21 protein-coding genes are annotated in these 23,003 nt (G+C 48.4%); 14 read left to right on the forward strand and 7 right to left on the reverse strand.

Annotation, left to right across the window (positions count from 1 at the left end; genetic code table 11):
• Positions 1-49: 49 nt before the first annotated feature.
• Positions 50-2,617 (reverse strand): TonB-dependent receptor plug domain-containing protein, encoded by a 2,568-nt coding sequence (locus MJX74_RS20830; RefSeq protein ID WP_240224974.1) that lies wholly within the window; start codon positions 2,615-2,617, stop codon positions 50-52.
• Between the two features lie 333 nt (positions 2,618-2,950).
• Here MJX74_RS20830 and MJX74_RS20835 point away from each other — a divergent pair, with 333 nt between their 5' ends.
• Together MJX74_RS20835 and MJX74_RS20840 are read left to right on the forward strand one after the other, a co-directional pair.
• On the forward strand, positions 2,951-3,694 hold the full coding sequence (locus MJX74_RS20835) for a LytR/AlgR family response regulator transcription factor (RefSeq protein WP_240224976.1): 744 nt from the start codon (positions 2,951-2,953) through the stop codon (positions 3,692-3,694).
• A gap of 68 nt (positions 3,695-3,762) precedes the next feature.
• Positions 3,763-4,476 carry a VC0807 family protein gene (locus MJX74_RS20840; RefSeq protein ID WP_240224978.1) on the forward strand — a complete coding sequence of 238 codons (714 nt, stop codon included), beginning with the start codon at positions 3,763-3,765 and terminating at the stop codon, positions 4,474-4,476.
• Here MJX74_RS20840 and MJX74_RS20845 read toward each other — a convergent pair.
• Positions 4,463-5,299, reverse strand: coding sequence for an ion transporter (locus tag MJX74_RS20845; RefSeq protein ID WP_240224980.1), 837 nt, complete (start codon positions 5,297-5,299; stop codon positions 4,463-4,465). The genes MJX74_RS20840 and MJX74_RS20845 overlap by 14 nt on opposite strands.
• Positions 5,300-5,592: 293 nt before the next feature.
• Here MJX74_RS20845 and MJX74_RS20850 point away from each other — a divergent pair, with 293 nt between their 5' ends.
• The 7 genes from MJX74_RS20850 (at position 5,593) to MJX74_RS20880 (ending at position 12,207) form a co-directional block, all read left to right on the forward strand.
• On the forward strand, positions 5,593-7,068 hold the full coding sequence (locus tag MJX74_RS20850) for a pectate lyase family protein (protein WP_240224982.1): 1,476 nt from the start codon (positions 5,593-5,595) through the stop codon (positions 7,066-7,068).
• Between the two features lie 343 nt (positions 7,069-7,411).
• Entirely contained in the window at positions 7,412-8,308 is an 897-nt protein-coding gene (locus MJX74_RS20855; RefSeq protein WP_240224984.1) for a hypothetical protein, read from the forward strand.
• Between the two features lie 314 nt (positions 8,309-8,622).
• A complete protein-coding gene (locus MJX74_RS20860; protein ID WP_240224986.1) occupies positions 8,623-9,174 on the forward strand; it encodes a hypothetical protein in 552 nt (183 codons plus the stop codon).
• A gap of 8 nt (positions 9,175-9,182) precedes the next feature.
• Entirely contained in the window at positions 9,183-9,422 is a 240-nt protein-coding gene (locus MJX74_RS20865; RefSeq protein WP_240224988.1) for a hypothetical protein, read from the forward strand.
• Between the two features lie 368 nt (positions 9,423-9,790).
• Positions 9,791-10,372, forward strand: a complete 582-nt coding sequence (locus MJX74_RS20870; RefSeq protein WP_240224990.1) for a TetR family transcriptional regulator — start codon at positions 9,791-9,793, stop codon at positions 10,370-10,372.
• Entirely contained in the window at positions 10,359-11,384 is a 1,026-nt protein-coding gene (locus tag MJX74_RS20875; protein WP_240224992.1) for an NAD-dependent epimerase/dehydratase family protein, read from the forward strand. Before MJX74_RS20870 ends, MJX74_RS20875 begins: the two co-directional genes overlap by 14 nt.
• A 94-nt stretch (positions 11,385-11,478) precedes the next feature.
• Complete coding sequence (locus tag MJX74_RS20880; RefSeq protein ID WP_240224993.1) at positions 11,479-12,207, forward strand: AAA family ATPase; 729 nt, start codon at positions 11,479-11,481, stop codon at positions 12,205-12,207.
• A 98-nt stretch (positions 12,208-12,305) separates the two neighbouring features.
• Here the strand turns inward: MJX74_RS20880 and MJX74_RS20885 are convergent, their stop codons facing one another.
• Positions 12,306-13,478, reverse strand: coding sequence for a cystathionine beta-lyase (locus tag MJX74_RS20885; protein ID WP_240224994.1), 1,173 nt, complete (start codon positions 13,476-13,478; stop codon positions 12,306-12,308).
• Positions 13,479-13,693: 215 nt separating this feature from the next.
• Here MJX74_RS20885 and MJX74_RS20890 point away from each other — a divergent pair, with 215 nt between their 5' ends.
• Complete coding sequence (locus MJX74_RS20890; RefSeq protein ID WP_240224995.1) at positions 13,694-16,189, forward strand: TonB-dependent receptor plug domain-containing protein; 2,496 nt, start codon at positions 13,694-13,696, stop codon at positions 16,187-16,189.
• A 45-nt stretch (positions 16,190-16,234) separates the two neighbouring features.
• Here MJX74_RS20890 and MJX74_RS20895 read toward each other — a convergent pair whose 3' ends face one another.
• Positions 16,235-17,005: an EAL domain-containing protein gene (locus MJX74_RS20895; RefSeq protein WP_240224996.1), complete on the reverse strand. Its 771-nt coding sequence runs from the start codon at positions 17,003-17,005 to the stop codon at positions 16,235-16,237.
• A 228-nt stretch (positions 17,006-17,233) separates the two neighbouring features.
• Here MJX74_RS20895 and ubiD point away from each other — a divergent pair, with 228 nt between their 5' ends.
• The 3 genes from ubiD to fre are packed head-to-tail and all read left to right on the forward strand — an operon-like array spanning position 17,234 to position 19,733.
• Positions 17,234-18,724: a 4-hydroxy-3-polyprenylbenzoate decarboxylase gene (ubiD, locus tag MJX74_RS20900; RefSeq protein WP_240224997.1), complete on the forward strand. Its 1,491-nt coding sequence runs from the start codon at positions 17,234-17,236 to the stop codon at positions 18,722-18,724.
• Positions 18,721-18,999, forward strand: a complete 279-nt coding sequence (locus tag MJX74_RS20905) for a 2Fe-2S iron-sulfur cluster-binding protein (protein WP_092796882.1) — start codon at positions 18,721-18,723, stop codon at positions 18,997-18,999. The genes ubiD and MJX74_RS20905 overlap by 4 nt, the downstream gene beginning before the upstream one ends.
• A gap of 26 nt (positions 19,000-19,025) precedes the next feature.
• On the forward strand, positions 19,026-19,733 hold the full coding sequence (gene fre, locus MJX74_RS20910) for an NAD(P)H-flavin reductase (protein ID WP_240224998.1): 708 nt from the start codon (positions 19,026-19,028) through the stop codon (positions 19,731-19,733).
• 44 nt (positions 19,734-19,777) lie between these two features.
• Here fre and MJX74_RS20915 read toward each other — a convergent pair whose 3' ends face one another.
• Positions 19,778-21,094: a TonB family protein gene (locus MJX74_RS20915; protein ID WP_240224999.1), complete on the reverse strand. Its 1,317-nt coding sequence runs from the start codon at positions 21,092-21,094 to the stop codon at positions 19,778-19,780.
• A 162-nt stretch (positions 21,095-21,256) separates the two neighbouring features.
• Between MJX74_RS20915 and MJX74_RS20920 the strand changes: the two genes are divergently transcribed.
• Positions 21,257-21,667 carry an acyl-CoA thioesterase gene (locus MJX74_RS20920; protein ID WP_240225000.1) on the forward strand — a complete coding sequence of 137 codons (411 nt, stop codon included), beginning with the start codon at positions 21,257-21,259 and terminating at the stop codon, positions 21,665-21,667.
• Here the strand turns inward: MJX74_RS20920 and MJX74_RS20925 are convergent, their stop codons facing one another.
• Together MJX74_RS20925 and MJX74_RS20930 are read right to left on the reverse strand one after the other, a co-directional pair.
• Positions 21,668-22,408, reverse strand: coding sequence for a hypothetical protein (locus MJX74_RS20925; RefSeq protein WP_240225001.1), 741 nt, complete (start codon positions 22,406-22,408; stop codon positions 21,668-21,670). It abuts the gene before it with no gap.
• A gap of 76 nt (positions 22,409-22,484) precedes the next feature.
• Positions 22,485-23,003, reverse strand: coding sequence for a DNA-deoxyinosine glycosylase (locus MJX74_RS20930; RefSeq protein ID WP_240225002.1), 519 nt, complete (start codon positions 23,001-23,003; stop codon positions 22,485-22,487).

Genomic DNA, 23,003 nt, shown 5'->3' on the forward strand with positions numbered 1-23,003 from the left:
TTGAAAGCAAAAAACCCGCCATTGTGGCGGGTTTGGTATTACAACAAAATTAGAACTTGTAAGTTACGCCACCGTAGATCTGACGACCGATAGTGTCGAATACTTCCGGCACTGTGCCGCCGTCGCTGCCGTTAGCAACACGTGAAGGCTCTTCGTCGGTCAGGTTTTTCACACCCAGCGATACACTCAGGCCATCAGTAATAAAGTAACTGGCAGCAATATTGTGGTACAGCACGGCGTCAATACGTGAACCGTCGGCTAAGTACTCTGTTTTACCGATGTAACGGTTAAAGTACGTTACGTTCCAGTCGCCCTGGCCTGCCTGAATGCTGAAGTTGTTACGCAGTTCGGCATAGCCACCGAAGTTACCATCGATGGTGTTGGTGTAATCCAGACCGTCTTGCTTAAACTTCAGTAACCAGGTGGTGTCGTTGTTGATATTCCAGGTTAAACCTAAGCCTTCAAAGCGATAGGCAATATTTACGTCAATACCGCTGGTATCCTGATCACCTACGTTCGTTAACGGGTTGGTGAAGTTAGATAAATCACCCTCTGGCGTAATAAGGAAGGTTTCACAGGCAGTAACATCACCGGCAAAACAGTTATTTAAACCGGCTTGTGCATCTAAACGCGTAATAGCGTTTGATACTTTAAAGCGCCAGTAATCCACTGTCATTGACAGACCTTCAATTTCTGCAGGTGATAACACCACACCAGCAGTGAAAGATTCTGACTCTTCCGGCTGAATATTGGCATCAGAAGTGTAGTTCACCAGAATTTGCGGGTCTTGCTCATTACCCCATGGATCATCCAGATAATCATAAGAACCTGTGTTACCACCGAACAGCTCGCTAACATTAGGCGCTCGGAAACCGGTAGCGGCTACACCACGGAACATGATCTCGTCTGACAGTTCATAGGTTAAACCCACTTTCCAGGTGCTGGCTTTACCAAAGGTAGAATAATCGTCAAAGCGCAGCGCAAATTCACCGGTCAGTTTTTCACTGAATGGTACGCTAACTTCCTGATAGAACGACACAACATCGTAACTGCCATTAGTAGGATCTTGCTGGGCTGCAGTGCCTTCACCGGCTACAATTACAGGGTCCGGGTTGTAGAAGCCGCTGTCACGACGGTATTCAGCACCCACAGCAAAACCCACTGCACCCGCGCTTAAATCAAATAAATCACCGCTTAATACACCGGCAACAATATGCTGCTTATTGCCACCGTTGGCTTGCTCAAAGTAGCCGATATCATCAACAATAGCCGGTGTTAATGGCGCACCGCTAAACCAGGCAGCCTGATTGGCATACACAGAATCAGCCATATTTACGGCGTTAATTGAATTAGCTACTGAAGTGTCTGCTTCGTTTTTACCAAAGGTGTAAGACACGTCCCAGTTCATACCGGTGTGAACATCCAGCGTACCGGCTAAACCAGCCGATAAACGTAAGGTATCAGTGTCTTGCTCATATACCCGCGGGCCAACATCGTTAGTGCGGCGACGGTAGTTCACACGGCCAGTACCATCTGCTGTAATACCACCAGCAATCATGCCTGGTGTCAGCGTAATACATTGAACCAGATCAGCACCTGGCGCACCGCAGACATCCAGTAGAATATCGCCTGGCTGAGCAGCCAATTGCTGATCTGACTTACGTTTGGTGTACAGCGCATCGGCAGTAAATACTAAGTCATTAGCCAGCTCTTGTGTAGCATTGGCAAACAGGCTGTAACGTTTACTTGGTGTCTGGTACCAGCTATCTTGAGTAAAGTCATAACCGCTAACCGGCTTCCACTGACCATTAACGTTCGCTTTCACTTCTTGTTCAAAACCACCGGAACCATTAGGTATACGCTGACCATTTTCATCGAACGCATCACCGACCAAGCCGCCTTGAGGAATAAATGAGCTATTTCCTGGCTTGGTCCAGTCACGATCAGATTGGATCACGCCTTTACGGTCTGAGTAAGCCGCACCAAAGGTATAGTTACCGCGGTCAGTGCTAAAGCCATACAAGGCACTTAACTCACCGGTTTCACCGTCGCCTTTGTCTGTGCTGCTGCCGTTTAAATCAACCTGAAAGCCTTCAAAATCTTTTTTGGTAATAATGTTTACCACACCGGCAATGGCGTCAGAGCCATATACTGCAGAAGCGCCGTCTTTTAAAATTTCAACGCGGGCGATCATCGCTACCGGGATTGAGTTTAAGTCTACTGCGCTGTCAGCACCTGAGCCAGAGTTAACCATACGGCGGCCGTTCAGCAATACCAGGGTACGTTGTGAACCCATACCTCGTAAGTCTACCTGAGCAACACCGTCAGCACCGTTGTTGGTGGTTGAGCCCACTGCAGCACCTGCCATAGAGGTTTGCGCCTGCAACAGCTGATCAACCGACGTAAAACCTTCCATGCGGATAGCTGCTGCGTCAATTACAGTAATAGGTGATGCGGTTTCCATGTCCTGGCGCTGAATACGCGAACCGGTTACTTCAATACGTTCAACCTTGGCTGTTTCTTCCTGTGCTACTGCCACAGAGCTGAAACCAACTGCAGATACTGGCGCAGCCAGTAAAGCAAAGCGCACTGCTTTGCCGATGATAGATTTTTTCATGTTATTCCCCCTGGAAGCCCTCAATGAGGCTGCCGTTGTTATAAGTGGTGGTTTTTCCGGCGCTGACGCTACTGTGCTTTTGTTGCCGATACCAGCACAAATACGCCAATACGGGGTTTACTGTGACAAACAGAGGGAAATGCAGTGCCGGCACACTATGCTGTATAAATTTGTAAAAATTGCCGCTAAAGCCACAGAAATTAAGGCCAACGCTATTTGGTAACTTAACGGCCTCTGCTACACTGCGCGCCCTTTAAGCCCCATGGGACAGGGAACTGACTCTCATTAACCTGGTCAGAGCTGTTCCACGCTGTTAATTTTCCCGAGTCGGATATGAAACTAAGCTGTTTAATAGTGGACGACGAACCTTTAGCCAGGGCTGGCATAAGACACCTTTTAAGTCAGCAGCAGCAATTTGAAATTGCCGCGGAGGCAGATAATGGCAACGATGCCCTGCGCTTAGCAGAGCTGCTTCAGCCGGATATTATTTTTCTTGATATCCAAATGCCGGGGCTGGATGGCCTGAATGTATTTAAACAACTGGCCAGTAAACCCGCGGTTATTTTTTGCAGTGCCTATGCAGAACACGCTGTTACCGCGTTTGAACTAAGCGCAGTAGATTACCTGCTAAAACCCTTTAGTGCTGAGCGGTTTCAACAGGCTTTATTTAAAGCCTGTGGCATCATTATTGGCAAACTCAGCCGCAGTGCTGAAAACATAACGCCAAGCGCTGAATATCTGGAGCGTATAACGATACGTGATCCGGGCCGGTTGCGTATTGTTGAAGTTAACGATATCAGCTGGATTGAAAGTGCCGGTAATTATGTCGATATTCATGTGTATTCACAGCAAAAAAGCTACCTGCTGCGCGATACCATGGCTACGATAGAAAGCAAACTGGACCCAACCGTCTTCGCGCGTATTCACCGCTCGTCTATCGTCCGTAAAAGCGACATCATTGAATTACGCCCCGGCGATAAAGGCGATGCCGAAGTAGTGTTAAAATGCGGCACACTGCTTACCATGTCACGCCGCCACCGCGCGGCACTGGCAGAGCTGTTTGGCCAGATAGCCTGACAGCTTAGCTGCTGGGCAAAAGGTAAAACCTTGGTATACTGCCGACAATACAGATTAAGGTAAGCACCATGACAACTGAGCAATACCCAACCGCACCTGCTAAGCAGAAAAAATCAGGCTTTTTTAGCAATTTACTGATTAACGTTGTGATCCCGGCGGTAGTTTTAAGCCGCTTTAGCGGTGAAGATGCGCTGGGGCCGGTATGGGCAGTGGTGATCGCACTGGCATTTCCGCTGCTGTTTGGTGTGTGGGAGCTAAAGCAATCCGGCAAGGTTAACTTTTTTTCGGTGTTGGGTATTGTCAGCGTATTACTGACCGGTGGTATTAGTTTACTGCAGCTCGACCCTTCTTATATTGCTATTAAAGAAGCACTGATCCCGGGCTTAATTGGCATTATCGTGCTGGTAAGCCAATACACGCCCTATCCTTTTGTAAAAAAGCTACTGATCAACCCCGAACTGCTGGATACCGATAAACTGCATCAGGCTTTAGCAGCGCAAAATAACAGCGCAGAGTTTGACCGGCGCATGGCAAGGGCAGGCTATATTGTTGCCGCGTCGTTCTTTATGTCATCGGTACTGAATTATGTGCTGGCTAAAGCCATAGTGGTAAGCCAGCCAGGCACCACCGCTTATGCTGAAGAGCTGGGCCGGATGACCTGGCTTAGTTACCCGGTAATAGTGGTGCCCAGCATGATTATGCTGCTGGGCTCCGTCTGGTATATTTTCCGGCAGATCGGCAAATTAACCGGCCAGTCACTGGAAGATTTTATTCTGCAGTAGGTGCTTTTAACTGCGAGCGCAGTGCTACCAATTCCTGTTGCAATTGCTGCATCTGTAGCAGCAGTTGCTGTTGCGTGGCTTTATCGGCGTCGTGTTCGGCCTGATGCTCTTCATCGTGCATACTTTGTACTGCATTAACAATTACTGCGATAAACAAATTCAGCATGGTAAAGGTCGCAATAAGAATAAAGGGCACAAAAAACAGCCAGGCATAAGGGAACTGCTCCATCACCGGCCGGGCAATGCCCATAGACCAGCTTTCCAGCGTCATAACCTGAAACAGCGTATAAAGTGATGCCCCTAAACTGCCAAACCAAGCTGGGAAGGCTTCACCAAACAGTTTGGTCACCATCACTGCTGCTACGTAGTACACCAGGCCCAGCACCATAGCAATCGACAACATGCCGTTAAGTGACTGCACCAAAGCGCCGACAATTTTGCGCATTGATGGCACAAAAGTTAACACCCTCAGTACCCGCAGCACACGCAGCGCCCGCAATACCGAAAACGGCCCGCTGGCAGGCAGCAACGCAATAGACACCACGATAAAATCAAACATACTCCAGGCATCTTTAAAAAAGGCCAGCCGGTGCACATACAGCCGCAGCAGAATCTCCACTACAAACACCGTTAAAATGGCCTGGTCCAGCAGGTAAATTGCCGGCCCCGCTACGGCCATCACGCCCGACATAGTTTCCAGCCCCAGTGTGGCAGCGTTAATTAAAATCAACGCCAACAACAGCCGCTGCACGGTATTGTTTTCAATAAATTGCTTACACCGCTGGTGTACCGACGGCGCTGTTGTTACTACTTCACTGCTCATGCTGCACCTCAAATTTAATCGCTGCGCCATTGTATGTCAGCCAATGGGCAGATCAATTACCCAAGGGCCTGCATCAGCAGAAAAACCTGCCTGATAAATTTATTACATGCTAAAAATTACTTTTAATTTACCTTTTATGATCAAGGTGTTGGTTTTAGCCCTGCGGAAAAATTCTGATATCCACTCCAGCTTCCAGATATGGAATAGCCAGTATCAGACCTCTGTTGCAGGCTTAACCCGCACCGGCAATAACAGCGGTGCTATAAAAAATAAATCAACAGAGGATAAGGCAAATGCAATATGGCAAAGCAATACGCTTGTCGGTGTTAACTACTGCGCTGGCATTCAGCACTGTGGCACAGGCAAATAATCTGGCAATTACCGGCCCGGGTGCTGGTGCTGACGGTTCCAGCAAAGCCAGCGGTGTCAGTTATGGTGATGTAAAAGACGCCGATCTGCAAAGCTACTGGCAACCGTCCAGCAATAGCGGGCAACGGGTGTCGGTTAAATGGAGCAGCGCTATCAGCGCTAATCAGGTGATACTGCGTGAGCAAGGTAGCAATGTAACCAGCTGGCGGCTGGTGAATAATGACAACGGCGCGGTACTGGCTACCGGTACCAGCATAGGCAGCAACAGAACGGTTAACTTCAGCACAGTAAGCACGAAAAAACTCAACCTGGAAATACTGACCGCCAGCGGTACGCCGCGTATCGCAGAGTTTGAAGTTTATATGAACAGCGGTGGCGGCAACCCGCCAGATCCAACCGACCCTACTGACCCAACGGACCCTACCGATCCTGAACCAGGCCCGGTCACCTCTTGTGCTGCATCACCACAAGGCTATGCCTCGCTTAACGGCGGCACTACCGGCGGTAGCGGCAGCAATGCAGTTACCGTGACGGTAAGCACCGGCGCTCAGATAGTGTCGGCACTGCAAAACCGTGATTTAAACCGGCCACTAACGATCCGCGTTAACGGCACTATTACGCCGGGTAACTCTGGCGGGGTCAGTAAGTTTGATATAAAAGACATGGATAATGTTAGTGTTATCGGTGTGGGCAACAATGCCTTGTTTGATGGTATCGGTATTAAAATATTCCGCGCTAATAACGTGATTATCCGCAACCTTAAACTACGCTACGTTAACACCGGCGATAAAGACGCCATTACCATTGAAGGCCCGGCGCGTAATATCTGGATTGACCACAACGAAGTGTACAACAGCCTGGATGTGGGTAAAGATTTTTACGACGAGCTAATCAGCGGTAAAAAGGATATTGATAACGTAACTATTTCTTACAACTACCTGCACGACAGCTGGAAAACCTCGCTTTGGGGCAACAGTGATTCCGACAACTACAATCGCCGTATTACCTTTCACCACAACTACTGGCATAAGGTAAATTCACGCCTGCCGCTGTTCCGCTTTGGCCAGGGCCATATTTACAATAACTATTACAACGACATTCAGGACACCGGTATTAACAGCCGGATGGGTGCGGTAATTCGCATTGAAAACAATGTGTTTGAAAACGCGAAAAACCCGATAGTGTCGTTTTACTCCAGCGGCTACGGTTACTGGGACACCCGCGGTAATAGCTTTAGCAATATTACCTGGCAGGAATACCCCAGCGACGGCATTATCGCCGGGCCAAATGTACAGCCCACAGCCGTACTAAACCTGCCGTACAGCTTTAACCTGTTAGCCACCAACCAGGTAAAAGCCCACGTACTGGCCAACGCCGGCGTAAATAAATGTAGTTTCTAACCAAAGCAGCAGGCGGCCAACGTCGCCTGCTTAACTGCCCACACCTCAGTACTAGGCGACAAATAAAACGGCCATCAAACCAAGTAAATATAACTGGTTAACGCTCCAGTAATTACGCCTGAGTTTTTTATCAACAACTTGCGGGTGGCGATTCAGATGTCATACTAAAATACATACCTTTGGTAAAATATTTAGCGGAACAAGTAATATTTTCGACTGCAAAGTAAACGGTTTATAACAAACAGCTGCAGCGAATCAATTAACGCTGCGCTCCAATTGCCCGCTGAGCTGGGCGTGTACCGTCGCACTCTTGGTTTTGCACTTAATATGGGAGCATTTGGAAATGAAAACTCACGCTGACAAAATGCATGAAAATAAAAACAAATCTGCTGTAAATACTGACGCCAAAAGAGAAACCAGCGGCACGTCGACTTTTCGTTTTGTAGATAATCGACATGAAGCTAGTCAAATGCGAAAACTGCATGAGATGGCGAATAGTAGTTCACGAGTAAAGCAATTAAGGGCTTTTCAGAAATTAACTCACACCAGCTCTCAAACTACCCCATTGCAATCGGTAATACAACGTCAGTGTGATCACTGCGATAACGTTGCATGTGATGATGGCAGCATTTGTAATTATAATGGTCGAGCCTATGGTATCGGACAGCATGGGGCTCGTCGTAGTGAACAACAAAGATTAACTGATGAATTTGGACAAGCGGTAAGTGGCGACACCCATCAATCTGAACATTATTATGGATTTGCAGTTTTAAATGAAACATCCGGGCAGTCTCGCAGAGAATCTGGTCGATTTGAAAGAGAAGCACACGCTTATCAAGAAGTCCATGGGGCTCATCGGGCTCATGTTGGTACTGGTACTAGCAGTACCGTTGGTGCATCAGGCTTTTCTGCAGATACATACAGAGATGATCAGAGGGCACTTCTCGAATCCGGGAACCCAAGTGCAGCAGGACAATTAAACACTTTAGGATATGCGTTTCAACCTAGTTTTCAGGGGAGCGCACAAACTACTGAGGGACAGCAAGCTAGTAGTTCTTTCGTAGCGATGATGGGGCAAATGCAAGACGTAACGTATATGCAAGGCACTACACCAAGATCTATACCTGTATCAGCTAATGATAGATTAGAACAATTGGCGGCTCGGTTTGCTGTAGAACGAGGCCATAATTGGCCAACAGCCGATGATATAGCTGATGCAAGGAATGATTTAGGAATGTAAATTTAAGCACATAACACATATGAGCCTTCTCCGAGTCAATAGGTAAAACCGCTCTTCTGGCCGCGTTGGCGGCCAGTCTGTTGTCCATCAGCAAGATAAACTGCTTTATCTGCCAGTCGCCTGCCTCATCAAACGCCCCCCTGCTGTACCTGCTCGATAAGTATCAAACCGTTACCTTCGCGGTTATGCAATAGAAACAGCTATTTCGTTGCTATAAGACCAAACCAAAGTCAAAAGTTATTTATGAGTTTATTTTTTGAAATTTAAATGCAAACCAAAAACCATCTAAATTTTAAATCAAAGGATAAATACATATGCAAGCCTCGCATGCACTTACTGAAAAACACTATGATGAATTTAGAGCAAAGAGCCTGGAAATGGCGCAGAAAGTAATTTCACCAACCTACGCTGACAGAGTCTCGCTAAGGCAAATAGACTCTTTATCACTTGCTCATGCTGAAAGGTGGGAGGCTAGCCTGGCTCGCAGCGATGATGCCGTGTGGAGCTGGAGCGGAGACACAGGTTTTAGAAAATATGCTTATCGCCACCCCAAGCGATTCGACTTGGCAATTTGGTATGCCAATACACAGCTATGCGGTTTATCTGTCGGCAAACCAACGTACAACGGTTCTAAAATGCGGCTTGACGTTTTAGAGGGGGCTCCTGAAAATCATCCATTAAAGCGCAAGGTTGTTGAAATTACCGTTTTAGCATGTGAAGCATATGCGTCTCTTATTGGTGCTGAACAAATTCGCATAATGCGGCCTGTGAATGCTAATGTTGTAAAGTACTACGAAAGCTTTGGCTTTACGTTGCGACAAGGCAAGGCTAGCAACGTGCCAACGTACTTGTGGCGTAATTTGTGAGGTAACTGATGCATATCGAAAAACCGCCTGTAGGTACGCCTGAATTTGACGAATGGCTGCTGGAAAAATTAAAAAAAAGAGCTGAAGAGCTTTTTAACGCTGATATTCCTGAAGAATGTCACGATGTTGGTGTTGGAAGATCTGTCGGCCCGGAAAAAGCCAGTGACTTAATGCCAGAAAAAACGGTGGCTGAAGATATCGCTATTGATAAAGAACAGCGATTGTCGAAATTCAAAGTCGTGAAATAGCTTAGAACGTGGCTAAGTAAAAGTAGCGGTTTCTTAAATCACCGCTGCTGCTTGAATTAGCCTGTTTAGTAGAAAATTAAACTCCCTTGTTAATTCAATAATCTACCTCAGCTTGCCCGATTAAACCGGCTAAACGCTGCTTCTAATAAACGAGGGCAGATCGAAATTATCCAACCATCACTTCAGCACTGGATTTTTTACAGGCAAAACCTTCCTGCATTGAAGCGGGTAAACCTGATGCCCCCCTCACGCTAAAGACTATCTCTGTTAATTAATATCTGCGACATATCTAAGTGGCTGTAAATATTGTTTCTTTGCAATCCCCCTGTTAATATCCGACCGGATGGTTAAAAATAAGGGAGGAGCTGATGGGCCGAAAAAAAGTAATAAGTACCGATAGCATTCTGGATGCTGCCGAGCAGGTGATGAGCCAGATCGGCGTTGCCAAACTGACTATTGATGCTGTGGCTTTACAGGCCAATGTTAGTAAGGCGAGCGTACTGTATGTGCATAAAACCAAGCAGGCGCTATTAGAAGCTTTGGTTACGCGAGCTATGCTGCGCGACGATGAAATTCATCGCCAGGCTGAACAGAGTCTTGGGGATATCCACAATATCGCGCTGAAAGGGCGAATTGAAGTGGCTAAGACCCCTCCACCTGAAGAATTCAGGCCCGTAGCCCTCAATCTCAGTTCGGCAATGATCCTGAACACTGAGCTTAGGAAAACAATGCAAAGTCATCAGAGCCAAATGATTGGTCGTATCCTTGCCTCCTCTGAAAAACCTCGGGGGGCTCTACTGGCGTATTTGGCGCTCGAAGGGTTTAAATTTCTGGATTTCCTGGATTTTTATAAATGGTCATCTCAGGAGAGACAACAAATATTGCAAGAAATTAGTTGGCTAACGGAGCAGAATCCACAGAGCGGAGAGACCGGCAATGAACAAAAGTGAAAAAAATTTACTGATGGCAATGAGCAAACGTTCTGTGTTTATTACCGGCGGCAGTGGATTTGTGGGCCAGAATATTATTCGACATTATCTGGCCGCAGGCGCCGAGGTTTTGGCACTGGTCAGGAGCAGTGATGCAGAGCGTCGCGTGCAAGAACTTGGCGCCAGGCCAATCAAAGGCGATTTATCTGAGTCCGGTTGGTTCTCATCTTTAAAAGGCTGCGATTTGTTGATCCACGCCGCGGCAGATACTTCACATGCCTATAGATCTAAACAGCAGTGGCAGACAAATGTCGAAGGAACTACAGGTCTTTTTAGAGCTGCCCGCGAAGCTGGGGTAAAAAGAGCGGTGTACATAAGTACGGAATCTGTTTTGCTTACAGGAAAGCCACTGGTGATGGCCGATGAAACGCATCCTTTACCTCGTCGTTTTGCCGGTGCTTACTCGTACACTAAAGCTGTAGCAGAGCAGAGCGCACTTGAACAAGCGGGAGATCAGTTTGAAGTTGTTGTGGTGCGGCCGAGATTTGTCTGGGGATCGGGTGACACTACAGCCTTACCTCAGCTGGTTGCTGCTGTGAAATCCGATAAATTTGCTTGGATAGCAGGAGGAGACTATTTATCGTCGACAACTCATATAGACAATCTTTGCCAGGGCATCAGTCGTGCAGCCGAATTCGGCAGCAATAAGGAGATCTACTTTATCAGTGACGAGCAGCCGCAGCGTTTTCGTGATTTTGTAAGCCAACTCTTAGCCACTCAAGATATAGCAGCACCGGATAAAACAGTTCCACGCTGGCTGGTCAAAGCACTTGCGCAACTGGGCGACCTCGCTTTTAGACTATCGGGGGGGCGTTTACAAAGTTCGTTGAATAGGCAGGTGTTTGCGACATCCGCTGTCGAAGTGACATTTACAATAGATAAAGCGAGAAGAGAGCTGGATTACATCCCTGTGAAGTCTGTAGAACAAGGTATGCTTGAGTTGAAAAAAGCGTCGGGGTCCATGGCTAGCTAATCTGGCCGGGCTGGGGAGAAGGCTCAATGAGCATCAAACGGCAGCAGTCGGACGTTAGCAGGCTTTCGGATGTTAAAGGTCTTAGGCGATAAATATGAATCCACGTCCTTACTTGAAATCTATTCAATTTAAAAATTCAGATGAAATTGATTGGTCTGTATATCCTTTTGCAATCCCTGCAATAAACGACCTCGATAAAATTGAATTTCATTCTGACGTTACTTTTTTTGTAGGTGAAAATGGCTCAGGCAAATCAACGGCATTAGAAGCAATAGCTAAAAATCTCGGCTTTAGTGCTGAAGGTGGGACAAAAAATTTTAACCTAGAAACAGCTAAAACTACTTCCGACTTGTTTGACCATATAAAATCAATCAAAAGCTTTAAAAAGCCGAAAGATGGTTATTTTTTACGTGCAGAAAGTTTTTTTAATGTTGCGTCATACATGGATGATGTCGGTTATTTAGCAGGCTTTGGCAATAAATCCCTTCATGCCAGATCACATGGTGAATCATTTATGTCTTTGCTCTTAGATAAATTGCGTGGCAATGGTTTATACCTATTAGATGAGCCAGAGGCAGCACTCTCACCAATGCGCCAACTCGCAGCTCTTGCTGCAATTCATAATCTTGTTAAAGATGAGTCACAATTCATAATTGCAACGCATTCGCCAATTCTTCTTGCATATCCAAACGCAAAGATTTTAAAGTTCAGTGAATCTGGTATATCAGAAATTACATATGAAGAAACCGAGCACTATTTTGTAACAAGAGATTTTCTTAATAATTATCCACGTAGAATTGAGCAACTGTTGAGTGATGACTAAGTTGCCTAACATACATATAAGTCTTCCCGGAGTCACTAGGTAAAGCCACTCTTCTGGCCGCGTTCGCGGCCAGCTTATTGTGCAGTGCAAGCGCCGGCTCAGCTTGCCTGATTAAACCGTCCAAAAGCCGCATCCAAATCTGCCAGTAAATCGTCTACATCTTCCAGGCCGATATGCAGGCGGATTAATGGCCCGCTGTAGGGCCAAGTTGTGGCGCTGCGCAGGTTTTGCACTTTCATTGTGGCGGTAATTAAGCTCTCAAACCCGCCCCAGGAAAAGCCCATTTTAAAATGCGCCATACCTTCAACAAAAGCTTCTACCTGCTGCTGGCTGCCCTGCTTTAACACAAAGGAAAACAAGCCGTTGCTGCCGCTAAAATCACGCTGGAAAATGCTGTGGCCGGGGTGTGTTGGTAGTGCCGGGTGTAGCACGGCTTCAACCTCCGGCCTTTGCGCCAGCCAGTTGGCTACTTTAAGCGCACTTTGCTCGTGCTGCTTTAACCGCACCGACAAGGTGCGTAAACCGCGCAGTGCGGTGTAGGCGTCATCGGCTGAGGCGCAATAACCCATTAAATAGCTGTGTTCACGCAGTTGCGGCCAGTGTTTTGCATTGGCACTGGCGGTGCCCAGCATCACATCAGAATGGCCGACAATATACTTGGTGGCCGATTGCACAGAGATATCTACACCCAGCTCAAATGGCTGGCATAAAATGGGCGAGGCCCAGGTATTGTCCAAAATAGTGACGATATTGTGCTGGCGCGCCACAGCGGTAATGGCCGGAATATCCTGCATTTCAAAGGTTAGCGAGCCCGGCGATTCGAGAAAAATTACTTTGGTATTGGGCTTTATTAAACTGCTAATCGCCGCACCTATTTGCGGATCGTAATAGCTTATGTCAATTCCCAGCCCGGCCAGCAGCTTGTCGCATAAGCCGCGTGTTGGCTCGTAGGCGCTGTCAACCATTAACAGGTGATCGCCGCTTTGTAAAAATGCCAGCAGTGCCCCGCTGATGGCTGCGGCACCACACGGATACAACGCACAACCGGCGCCGCCTTCCAGCTCGCAGATGGCTTCTTGCAAGGCAAAATGGGTATCGGTGCCACGACGGCCATAAAACGGCACCCTGTTACCACGATTTTGCGTGGCATGTTTTAACTGTGCAAAGGTATCAAACACTATGGTGGAGGCGCGTACCACTGGCGGGTTTACTACGTTGCCGGTATAACTTTTGCTGCGGCCAGCATGAATAAGCCGGGTATCTTTTTTCATTTCTCTGCCCTTGTCAGTAAACCATTTCAATTTAAGTCGGGTATAAAGACTTCTGGATGTCTGTAATATAACTGCTATATTGCCATAAGGTTAAACGCTTGTCGTCTGCTGCAGTAATAGTTGAAGCGCGTAGCCAACTTTGGATCTCGCTAAGCCTTGTTTGACAAAGGTTACAACGGCATCTAGGGTTTTGAAAATAATCAGGAGAAAAACAGATGCGCAACTTTACCCTTACACCCTTAACACTGGCTATTGCCGCAGTTTTTATTACCCCAGGGTTATCTGCGCAGCAAGCTGGATCAGCCGCAGCAGAAGACGAAAAAATAGAGCAAATTGTGGTAACCGGCACCCGGGTAGCCGGCCGCTCGGTATCGGATACTGCCGTACCTATCGATATTGTCAGCGCGGTGACATTGGAGCGCTCTGGTACTACAGAGCTGAACCAGGCGCTGTCGGTGGCTTTACCGTCATTTAACTTCCCCCGCCCCGGCCTTGCCGATGGCACTGACACCATCCGCCCGGCAACCTTACGCGGCCTTGGCCCAGACCAATCACTGGTGCTGGTTAATTCAAAGCGGCGCCATTCAGCGTCTTTGGTTAACGTAAACGGCACTGTCGGCCGGGGTTCGTCAGCGGTGGATCTGAATACCATTCCAATGGGTGCGGTAAGTGCTATTGAAGTACTGCGCGACGGCGCTTCAGCCCAGTATGGCTCGGATGCAATTGCCGGGGTGTTAAACGTACGCCTGCGCGAAGCCAGTGAAGGCGGCAATTTTACCGCCTCTTATGGTTACCGTGAAAGTAACTACACCACGCCCACTACACCGCCGCCAACGGGTGCCAACTGGAGCGCGCCGGATCGGATAGAACGTGGTGTCAGCGATGGCGAAACGATGAATTTATCGGGTTGGAAAGGCTTTAATCTGGCCGATCAGGGTTTTGTTACGGTAGCCGTTGAATATAAAGATGCTGATCGCACCGAGCGCGGTGGTTATGATCACCGCCAGCAATACCCGCGGGTAAATGGTGAGTTTGACCCGCGTGAACAAACCATAGAACGTTTTAACGCCTGGTATGGCGAACCGGAAGTGCAGCAATTTACTCTGTTTATAAATACCGGCATTGATATTGGCCCGGGCAAGTTTTACAGCTGGCTGAGTTATCAGGACCGTGCGGCAAAATCAGGCGGCTTCTTTCGCCGGGCACAGGACGATCGCAACGTTATTGAAGTACACCCAGATGGCTTTTTGCCGATTATTGCCCCAGATGTTACCGACACCAGCTCGGCTTTAGGCTATGAATGGGATATGGGCGACTGGAGCTTTGATGCTTCAGTGGTATACGGCTTTAATGAAATGGAATTTACCATTGAAAACACCGTTAACCGCTCAATTGGCCCCAGCAGTGCAACCGAGTTTGATGCCGGTGGTTTTAACTATGACCAGGTTGTCGGTAACTTTTCTGCCGTAACGTCATTTGATGTACCCGCTTTTGCCTCACCCGTTAACCTGGCAGCAGGGGTTGAACTACGCCGTGAAAGCTACACTATTTTTGCCGGTGAGCCCGGCTCTTACCTCAACGGTGGTGTATTACTGCCCAACGGCAACCCTACCCAATCCGGTGCCCAGGTGTTTCCGGGGTTCAGGCCTGCCAATCAGGTAAATGAAAGCCGTGAATCGGTAGGTGTGTTTGTCGATCTGGAAGCTAACCTTACTGATAACGTGTTAGGTTCTGTAGCTGTGCGGGCTGAAGATTACTCAGACTTTGGCAGCAACGTTACCGGTAAACTGGCGCTGCGCTACGATATTACCGACAGTTTTGCGCTACGCGGTTCATTACAGAATGGCTTCCGCGCTCCGTCGCTGCAGCAGCAGTTTTTTACCAGCACCTCTACCAACTTTATCAATGGCGTGCCGTTTGATATCACGACCTTTCCGGTTAATGACCCGGTTGCAGTGGCATTAGGTGCTCAACCTCTGGATGCCGAAGAGTCGGTTAACCTGTCATTAGGTACCGTATTTCGCGTAGGTGCTGTGTCGATCACTATTGACGGCTACCAGATTGATATTGACGATCGTATCGTACTGTCAGAAAACCTTACCGCAGCGAATGTGCGCGATTACCTTACTGATCAGGGCTTTATCGGCATAGGTGGCGGCCGTTTCTTTATTAACGGCGTAGACACCGAAACCAAAGGTATCGACCTGGTTGTCAACTGGGCATTACCTACCGATGCGCTGGGCGATTTTGACGTAACCTTCGTGGCTAACTACAACGAAACCAAAGTTACCCGCACGCCACAAACTGAAGAACTGGCCGCACTGGACCCGGCACCTGAGTTGTTTGGCCGCGTAAACGTGCTAACCTTTGAAAAAGGCAACCCGAAAGACAAACTGGGCGCTATTGTAAACTGGAGCCACGAGCGGGTTGGTGCCACCTTACGGGCCACCCGTTATGGCGAAGTACTGACACCGGGTACCACAGCAGCAACTGACTTTACACTGGGTGCCAGAACCCTGGTAGATATTGAAGGCCGGCTGGATATCACTGACAGCTGGCGGCTGGCGGTAGGTATGGATAATATCTTTGATCAATACCCTGAAGCCTTCCCGGTGTCGTTAAACAGCACGGGTAATACCCCGTACTCGAACTACTCGCCGTATGGCCGTTCGGGCCGGTTAATATATGCCAAAGTAAGCTACAACTTCTGATAACACCTGTCTGACAAACTAAGGCGCCTTTTGAAGGCGCCTTTCTTATTGCAGGTTATTAATCTGCCAGCTTTCCAGCAGCACTTCCAACTGGGGTTTGGCAAAATAATAGCCCTGCAAATAACGAATACCCGCTGATGTCAGATAATCTAGTTCTGCTTTACTTTCAATGCCTTCTGCCAACACTTTGGTGCCCTGCAATTCGCATTGCGCTATGGTTTGCTCAACAATAAATTGCTTGGCCGGGTTTTGCTCTATATTGCGGATCAGCTGCATATCCAGCTTTAAGATATGTGGCTTTAGTTCAATCAACCAATCAAGCGTGGCAAAACCTGAGCCGTAGTCATCAATAGCGGTTTGAAAACCACGCCTGGCATAACTGCGAAAAATACGGTTTAAATGTGCTTTATCCGGGATTTGCTCACCTTCGGTTACTTCAAAAATCAGTCTGCGCAGGTCAAAACCGTATAAATCGGCAGCCTCGATGGTGGCTTTGATACAGGTGTCGGGGTTATATACTGCGTTAGGCAAAAAATTGATATGCAAAAAGGTGTTGCAGCCTAAGCGGGCCGCAGTTTCGATGGCTTTTACCCGACAGGCCTGATCAAAGTAGTATTTGTTGTTGTCATTAATATGCTGAAACACCCAGCCAGCGCCCTCGCCCTGCGGCCCGCGCACCAGCGCTTCATAGCCAAATACGGCTTTGGTTTGCCAGTCGATAATCGGCTGAAATGCCATACGGATCTGAAAGCCCAGCGCCTCGCCGCTTAAACAATCACGGCAGGTTTGTTGTTTAATACTGTCGGGAAACTGCATAAACTGTTAGTTAACTTTAGCCATCTGATGATCTGACTTTAACGTTGTTAGCGCTATCTTGCCAGTGATATTGTCCCGATATGCACTTTTGCCAATACCCGGTTTAAGCATCGCTGCCGCATAGCAGGCTAAAACTGGCATGAGCAGCACAGAGCTGTATAATGTCATCATTCTGATCTAAGTGGCATTTGTGGCGTAACTATGCCCTTTTGCTGTTAAAAGGCCGCTATGAAATACAAAGATTTACGTGATTTTATTGCACAGCTGGAGCAACGTGGTGAACTGGTACGGGTAACCGCTGAAGTAGACCCGGTACTGGAAATGACCGAAATTGCCGATCGCACCCTGCGCGCTGGCGGCCCGGCCATTTTATTTGAAAACCCCAAAGGCAGCCGTATTCCAGTACTGGCCAACCTGTTTGGTACACCGCAGCGGGTGGCCTTAGGTATGGGCCAGGAAAACGTCAGCGCCCTGCGCGAAGTAGGCAAGCTACTGGCATTTTTAAAAGAGCCCGAACCACCGAAAGGTTTAAAAGACGCCTTTAGCAAACTGCCTATTTTTAAGCAGGTGCTGAATATGTCGCCCAAACAGGTGAAAAAAGCCCCCTGCCAGGACGTTGTACTTAGCGGCGATGAAGTTGATTTAACTCAACTGCCTATTATGACCTGCTGGCCCGGCGATGCCGCGCCCTTAATTACCTGGGGTTTAACCGTGACTAAGGGGCCGCATAAAGAGCGGCAAAACCTCGGTATTTACCGCCAGCAGTTGCTGGGTAAAAACAAACTGATTATGCGTTGGCTGTCGCACCGTGGCGGCGCGCTGGACTTTTACGAATTTCAAAAAGCCAACCCTGGCCAGCGTTTTCCGGTAGCGGTGGCGCTGGGCGCGGACCCTGCCACCATTTTAGGCGCAGTAACACCGGTGCCGGATACATTGTCAGAGTACGGCTTTGCCGGTTTGTTGCGTGGCGATAATACTGAAGTAGTTAAATGTATCAGCAATGATTTGCAGGTACCGGCCAGCGCTGAATTTGTGCTGGAAGGCTACCTTGAACCGGGCGAAATTGCACCTGAAGGCCCGTACGGCGACCACACCGGTTACTACAATGAAGTAGATAACTTTCCGGTATTTACCGTTACCCATATTACCCAGCGCAAAGATCCTATTTATCACAGCACCTATACCGGCCGGCCGCCAGATGAACCCGCCATTCTGGGCGTTGCGCTAAACGAAGTTTTTGTGCCGATACTGCAAAAGCAGTTTCCGGAAATTACCGACTTTTATCTGCCGCCCGAAGGCTGCTCGTACCGGCTGGCTATAGTGACGATGAAAAAACAATATCCAGGCCATGCCAAGCGCGTGATGATGGGGGTATGGTCATTCCTGCGCCAGTTTATGTACACCAAGTTTGTCATTGTCTGCGATGACGACATTAACGCCCGCGACTGGCAGGATGTCATTTGGGCTATCACTACCCGGATGGACCCGGCCCGCGATACCACACTGGTAGAGAACACACCGATTGACTACCTAGATTTTGCCTCGCCGGTATCAGGCTTAGGTTCAAAAATGGGTATGGATGCTACCAATAAATGGCCGGGTGAAACCACGCGCGAATGGGGCGAACCGATAGTAATGGACCCGGCAGTAAAACAACGCATAGACGATATCTGGCCAACGCTGGGTATTACACTGTTGCTAAAGGACACCTCGCTGTGAGTTATCTGGTTACTATCACACCGGCACAGCTGAGCTTTGCTGTGCAGCAAGATGAAACTATCCTTGCGGCAGCGCTACGTAATGGGATAGATTTTCCACATCGTTGCCGCCAGGGTGTGTGTACCAGCTGTGTCTGTAAGCTAAAAAGTGGTGAGGTGCGCTACAACGAACCGCAACCGCTAACCGAACTGGACAAACAACAGCAGTTTACCTACTGTTGTTTAGCCTACCCAAAAACTGATCTGGTTTTACACCACCCTTTTATCCGTGGCTAAGCCGTAAGGCCATTGCGAAGAGCACTATGACAACAATTTCCTGTAATGTAGATTTAATTGAAGCCCTCACCCCAACCGTAAACCGGGTGTTATTAACGCCAGCACAACCGGTCAGCTTTGCCAGTGGCCAGTATTTGCAGCTGTGTTTAAGCGACAGCGATAAAAGGCCATTTTCCATCGCCAGTATACCGGGCCAGCGCCAGCTGGAACTGCATATTGGTGGCGCAGTTGCCGATGCTTACGCCAGCCAGGCACTGGCACATCTGATACAACAACATCAGCTGCAACAGCCGGTGCAGGCTGAGATCGGTTTAGGCAATGCCCAGTTTCGCGCCGAAAGCGAGCGGCCACTTATTTTACTGGCCGGTGGTACCGGTTTCTCTTATATCTACAGTATTGCGCAAACGATAGCAGCAGCAAATATTGACCGGCCGGTATTTATGTATTGGGGCGTGCGTGAGCAAAACGCTTTATATCATGCCGATATTATGCAGGCCTGGGCAGCACAAAACAGCAAATACCGCTTTATTCCGGTGGTACAAAACCCGGATGACAACTGGCAAGGCCGCAGCGGCATGGTACACGAAGCCGTGTTAAATGATTTTGTCTCACTGGATGCCTACGACATATACGTAGCCGGGCCTTTTGCTATGGCAGGCGTAGTGCGCAATGCCTTTATTGAACAAGGCGCCCAGCGCGAGCATATGTTTGCCGATGCCTTTGCCTATATCTGACATAAAAAACGCCCATAACGGGCGTTTTTTCAACCTGCTTAACGCTACATAAACTGTTGTTTCATTTCTTTTGCCGGCGCGTAATTTTTTGCTATTGCTTGCTCTAACAGTGCCATACCCTGCTCACGCTGGCCTTCCAGAATAAGCCGGGTTCCTGTCCAGGCCATTACTTCAGCATCATCTTTGCCCAGTAAATAATCTTCCCACTGTTTATCATAAGCGGCCATAATACGCTGCGCCTCAATATTGCCGTTCTTGGCGGCCTGCTCCCACCAAAACATCCCGGACATTGAGCGGGATGTATGGATTGATGGCGTAGCAACTACTTTAGAAACGCCATTAACCGAAAGCCGTTCAATACGATAAATATCTGTTTCAACCTTCCCTTTCAACGTTAAGCCTACCAGGCTGGTTATTTCACTCTTATCCTCAATACTTGAGCTAATTTGCTCTGTGATGGTGCCATCCTTTGCTACACGGACAACGGCACTGCCCCAGAAGCCATCAAAGTCGACCTTTAACCGTGCTCTGCTCTTGTAAATACTAAAGTCTGGTGTTGTAGCCAAAGGCAGCCCAGAATCGTACCAAAAGCTATTTGTACTTTGCACGCCAATCAAAGATAACAAAGTACCCAGTACAAACTGATAATGTGGTGCACCAGCTACCGCATAGTCCCAAAGTTTATGCTCTTCCATTACTTTCTCAACAGTAGACAGCTTAACCCCGCCATCTATTGCATAATCCAGCCGCACATGCAGCAAGTGCTTCTGGTCGCTTGGCTCATAACGCCACCTTTTTATTGCTCTTACCGAGGCTTTTTCAAAGGTATTTTCAGGATATGCATCCAGCGTGTCGACAGCGACAATTTCGCCTTGCTCGTTTACCAGAAAGCGCAGCTTTACATAACCAAAGAGACCATTCGCTAACGCACTTCTGGGGTATTCCGGAGGTACACGTTTAACCGGTTGCGGCAAATTGATATCATCAGGTGACTCCTCTGCCGGCTCAATAATCACTAAACGTTGCTTCAATTGCTCATATTGCAGGGTAGCCAAATCCAATTGTTGTTCAGAGGCTTTAGCACTAATCTTGCCCAGTAAATCTTTAGCCTGCGGGTGATCTAACTCTGCCGCCAGCATAAAGTACGCCAGAGCCTTGGTAAGGTCTTTTTCCTGCCCTTCGCCCTGATAAGCCATTGCCCCCAGATTAAAAGCTGCCAGCTCGTTAGCTAAGGGTAATAACTCAGCAAACTGCTGCTGCGCTTCAGTATAATTTTTCTGATCATATGCTTTTAACGCTTCGAGCATATCTGCATGCGCAGCGGTACAACTCAATAATGCCAACCATAGCCACTTTTTCATCCCTAACCTCTTTGTAAGTAATATGCATCAAACTTTACCTTAAGCATCAATATTTGTAACGTTGTTTATGCTTTGTATCATTTATCAACTCAACGGATCACTGGTTTGGCCAGTCAAACTATGCCACAATTATTGCATCTTAAATAAGTACACAGCACAAACATGAGCCACAAAACCCTGATCAAAGTACGCGGATATCATCTAGATATTTACCAGCATGTAAACAATGCCCGTTATCTGGAGTTTTTAGAAGAAGCCCGCTGGGGCTATTTGGAAGACAGCGGCGATATCGACTGGTTTGCCAAACACGGTCTGGCCTGGGTCATTGTAAATATTAATATTAACTACCGCGTGGCGGCCACGATGGGCGATCAGTTGGAAGTACTCACCCGCTTTAGCAAAGTCGGCGGCAAAAGCGCGGTGGTAACGCAAGAAGTACGCATTGCTGGTAAAGATGCTATTGCTGCTGATGCTCAGGTTACTTTTGTTTGTCTGGATCAGAAAACCGGTAAAGCAGTGGCCATTGAAGGCGAGCTGAAAGCCCGTTTAGAGCAGCATATCGCAGAGCAATAATCAGCGCTTCAGATGTTTTTCCAGCGCCTGTTTTAACAGTTCGCTGGTTTTTGCTTCATCACCGCACGGTACGGTTTTTAAGGCCATCAGGCCGTCAAAACCGTCTTTAGTCGGGTCGGCGATGCGACAGCCGTCCCTGGTGCGGATAATCTGTCTGCCGTCATTCATTTGTGCCATCACCTGCTGCGCAGGATCGGCGCTTAACTCCTGATGCCGCCTTTCTACTGTTATTTTCGGCTGCTGCTGTGCCTGCAAAAACTGCTGATAACTGGCCGTTGCGGCATCTTCTATCGCCCGGGCAGACGGTGTTGCAGCACTGCTTAAGGCGCGCTGAGCCAGCCCGGCAGCACTGCTTTGCTCTGGCTGTGCTGAAAAAGGTGCCAAAAAGGGTGCTACAGCCGCTGAAGGCTGTTTTTCGCTCACAGCATCAGCCTGAGTAGCGGGGTTATCTGTGCCAACTGGTGCAGCAACTTCCGGCGCTGGTTTTACGGATAGCGCAGAGGGTAACACAGCAGGCGCTGGCTCAGGGGCGTTACTTTCAGGCTGCGCTGCAACAGCTTGTACTGGTGGTGGCTGGTATAAGTACGACACTACCGGCGCAGCAGGTTTTGGCGGCGATACCTGAGTAAACTCAAGCCGTAACAAACAGGCCAGCAGTAACGCATGCAGCAGCAAAGCCAACAGCGCAGCGCCGGTATAATCGGCAGCCCAACGTTTTACAGCAGAAATAACACCTGGCAAAAATTAGCAGTCCATGCAGCGGTGGTTAAGTTGATATCAGACCAGGGTAGCAGCAATTAATTCCGTGGCCATAGCGCTAATTTACGTTAAGTAAAAAAGGTTTAAGCTGCTGCCATTGCTGTAATTTTTCGTTAAACCCCAGCGCCGCATGGGCCGGGCTGGTAGAGGGAAGCACAATCAGCTTAGTAGCCGCAGGTACAATTTGTAATGGTAAAACATGGCGTTTAAAACTTTGCCAGGCTTTGCCGCCATTAAAGCCAATTGCTGCTAAATTGGGCTGGCCGGCAAAAAAACCGGCAAAGTCATTTACCTGCTCATCACGAATGGCGCTGTCGAGGCTGCCTGCACGCTGACAACTGGCAATTACATCCCACAAAGCAATGCCGCTGGTGTTAAGTGCACGGACTTTTTCAGGGTAAGGTAAGTGCGCAGAAAACCCGGCAAGCTCTGCCATTATTGGCCAGAACAGGTTGCGCGGGTGAGCATAGTATTGTTGTTGCGCCAGCGAGGCGGCGCCGGGCATGCTGCCCAGCAGCAATACCCTGGCTTGTGGCGGGCTAAGCGCCGCCAGCCCGATCAGGCTGTTACCCGCCAT

It is taken from the genome of Rheinheimera hassiensis (genome assembly GCF_022436675.1).
In the GTDB taxonomy this organism is placed as follows: domain Bacteria; phylum Pseudomonadota; class Gammaproteobacteria; order Enterobacterales; family Alteromonadaceae; genus Alishewanella; species Alishewanella hassiensis.

What these genes read in the sequence shown, in the direction of transcription:
- MJX74_RS20845 (WP_240224980.1), bottom strand. Translation starts at nt 5,299, where the DNA reads ATGAGCAGTGAAGTAGTAACAACAGCGCCGTCGGTACACCAGCGGTGT.
- fre (WP_240224998.1), top strand. Translation starts at nt 19,026, where the DNA reads ATGACAACAATTTCCTGTAATGTAGATTTAATTGAAGCCCTCACCCCA.
- MJX74_RS20840 (WP_240224978.1), top strand. Translation starts at nt 3,763, where the DNA reads ATGACAACTGAGCAATACCCAACCGCACCTGCTAAGCAGAAAAAATCA.
- MJX74_RS20855 (WP_240224984.1), top strand. Translation starts at nt 7,412, where the DNA reads ATGAAAACTCACGCTGACAAAATGCATGAAAATAAAAACAAATCTGCT.
- MJX74_RS20895 (WP_240224996.1), bottom strand. Translation starts at nt 17,005, where the DNA reads ATGCAGTTTCCCGACAGTATTAAACAACAAACCTGCCGTGATTGTTTA.
- MJX74_RS20930 (WP_240225002.1), bottom strand. Translation starts at nt 23,003, where the DNA reads ATGGCGGGTAACAGCCTGATCGGGCTGGCGGCGCTTAGCCCGCCACAA.
- ubiD (WP_240224997.1), top strand. Translation starts at nt 17,234, where the DNA reads ATGAAATACAAAGATTTACGTGATTTTATTGCACAGCTGGAGCAACGT.
- MJX74_RS20885 (WP_240224994.1), bottom strand. Translation starts at nt 13,478, where the DNA reads ATGAAAAAAGATACCCGGCTTATTCATGCTGGCCGCAGCAAAAGTTAT.
- MJX74_RS20890 (WP_240224995.1), top strand. Translation starts at nt 13,694, where the DNA reads ATGCGCAACTTTACCCTTACACCCTTAACACTGGCTATTGCCGCAGTT.
- MJX74_RS20920 (WP_240225000.1), top strand. Translation starts at nt 21,257, where the DNA reads ATGAGCCACAAAACCCTGATCAAAGTACGCGGATATCATCTAGATATT.
- MJX74_RS20865 (WP_240224988.1), top strand. Translation starts at nt 9,183, where the DNA reads ATGCATATCGAAAAACCGCCTGTAGGTACGCCTGAATTTGACGAATGG.
- MJX74_RS20880 (WP_240224993.1), top strand. Translation starts at nt 11,479, where the DNA reads ATGAATCCACGTCCTTACTTGAAATCTATTCAATTTAAAAATTCAGAT.
- MJX74_RS20870 (WP_240224990.1), top strand. Translation starts at nt 9,791, where the DNA reads ATGGGCCGAAAAAAAGTAATAAGTACCGATAGCATTCTGGATGCTGCC.
- MJX74_RS20850 (WP_240224982.1), top strand. Translation starts at nt 5,593, where the DNA reads ATGCAATATGGCAAAGCAATACGCTTGTCGGTGTTAACTACTGCGCTG.
- MJX74_RS20860 (WP_240224986.1), top strand. Translation starts at nt 8,623, where the DNA reads ATGCAAGCCTCGCATGCACTTACTGAAAAACACTATGATGAATTTAGA.
- MJX74_RS20830 (WP_240224974.1), bottom strand. Translation starts at nt 2,617, where the DNA reads ATGAAAAAATCTATCATCGGCAAAGCAGTGCGCTTTGCTTTACTGGCT.
- MJX74_RS20875 (WP_240224992.1), top strand. Translation starts at nt 10,359, where the DNA reads ATGAACAAAAGTGAAAAAAATTTACTGATGGCAATGAGCAAACGTTCT.
- MJX74_RS20835 (WP_240224976.1), top strand. Translation starts at nt 2,951, where the DNA reads ATGAAACTAAGCTGTTTAATAGTGGACGACGAACCTTTAGCCAGGGCT.
- MJX74_RS20915 (WP_240224999.1), bottom strand. Translation starts at nt 21,094, where the DNA reads ATGAAAAAGTGGCTATGGTTGGCATTATTGAGTTGTACCGCTGCGCAT.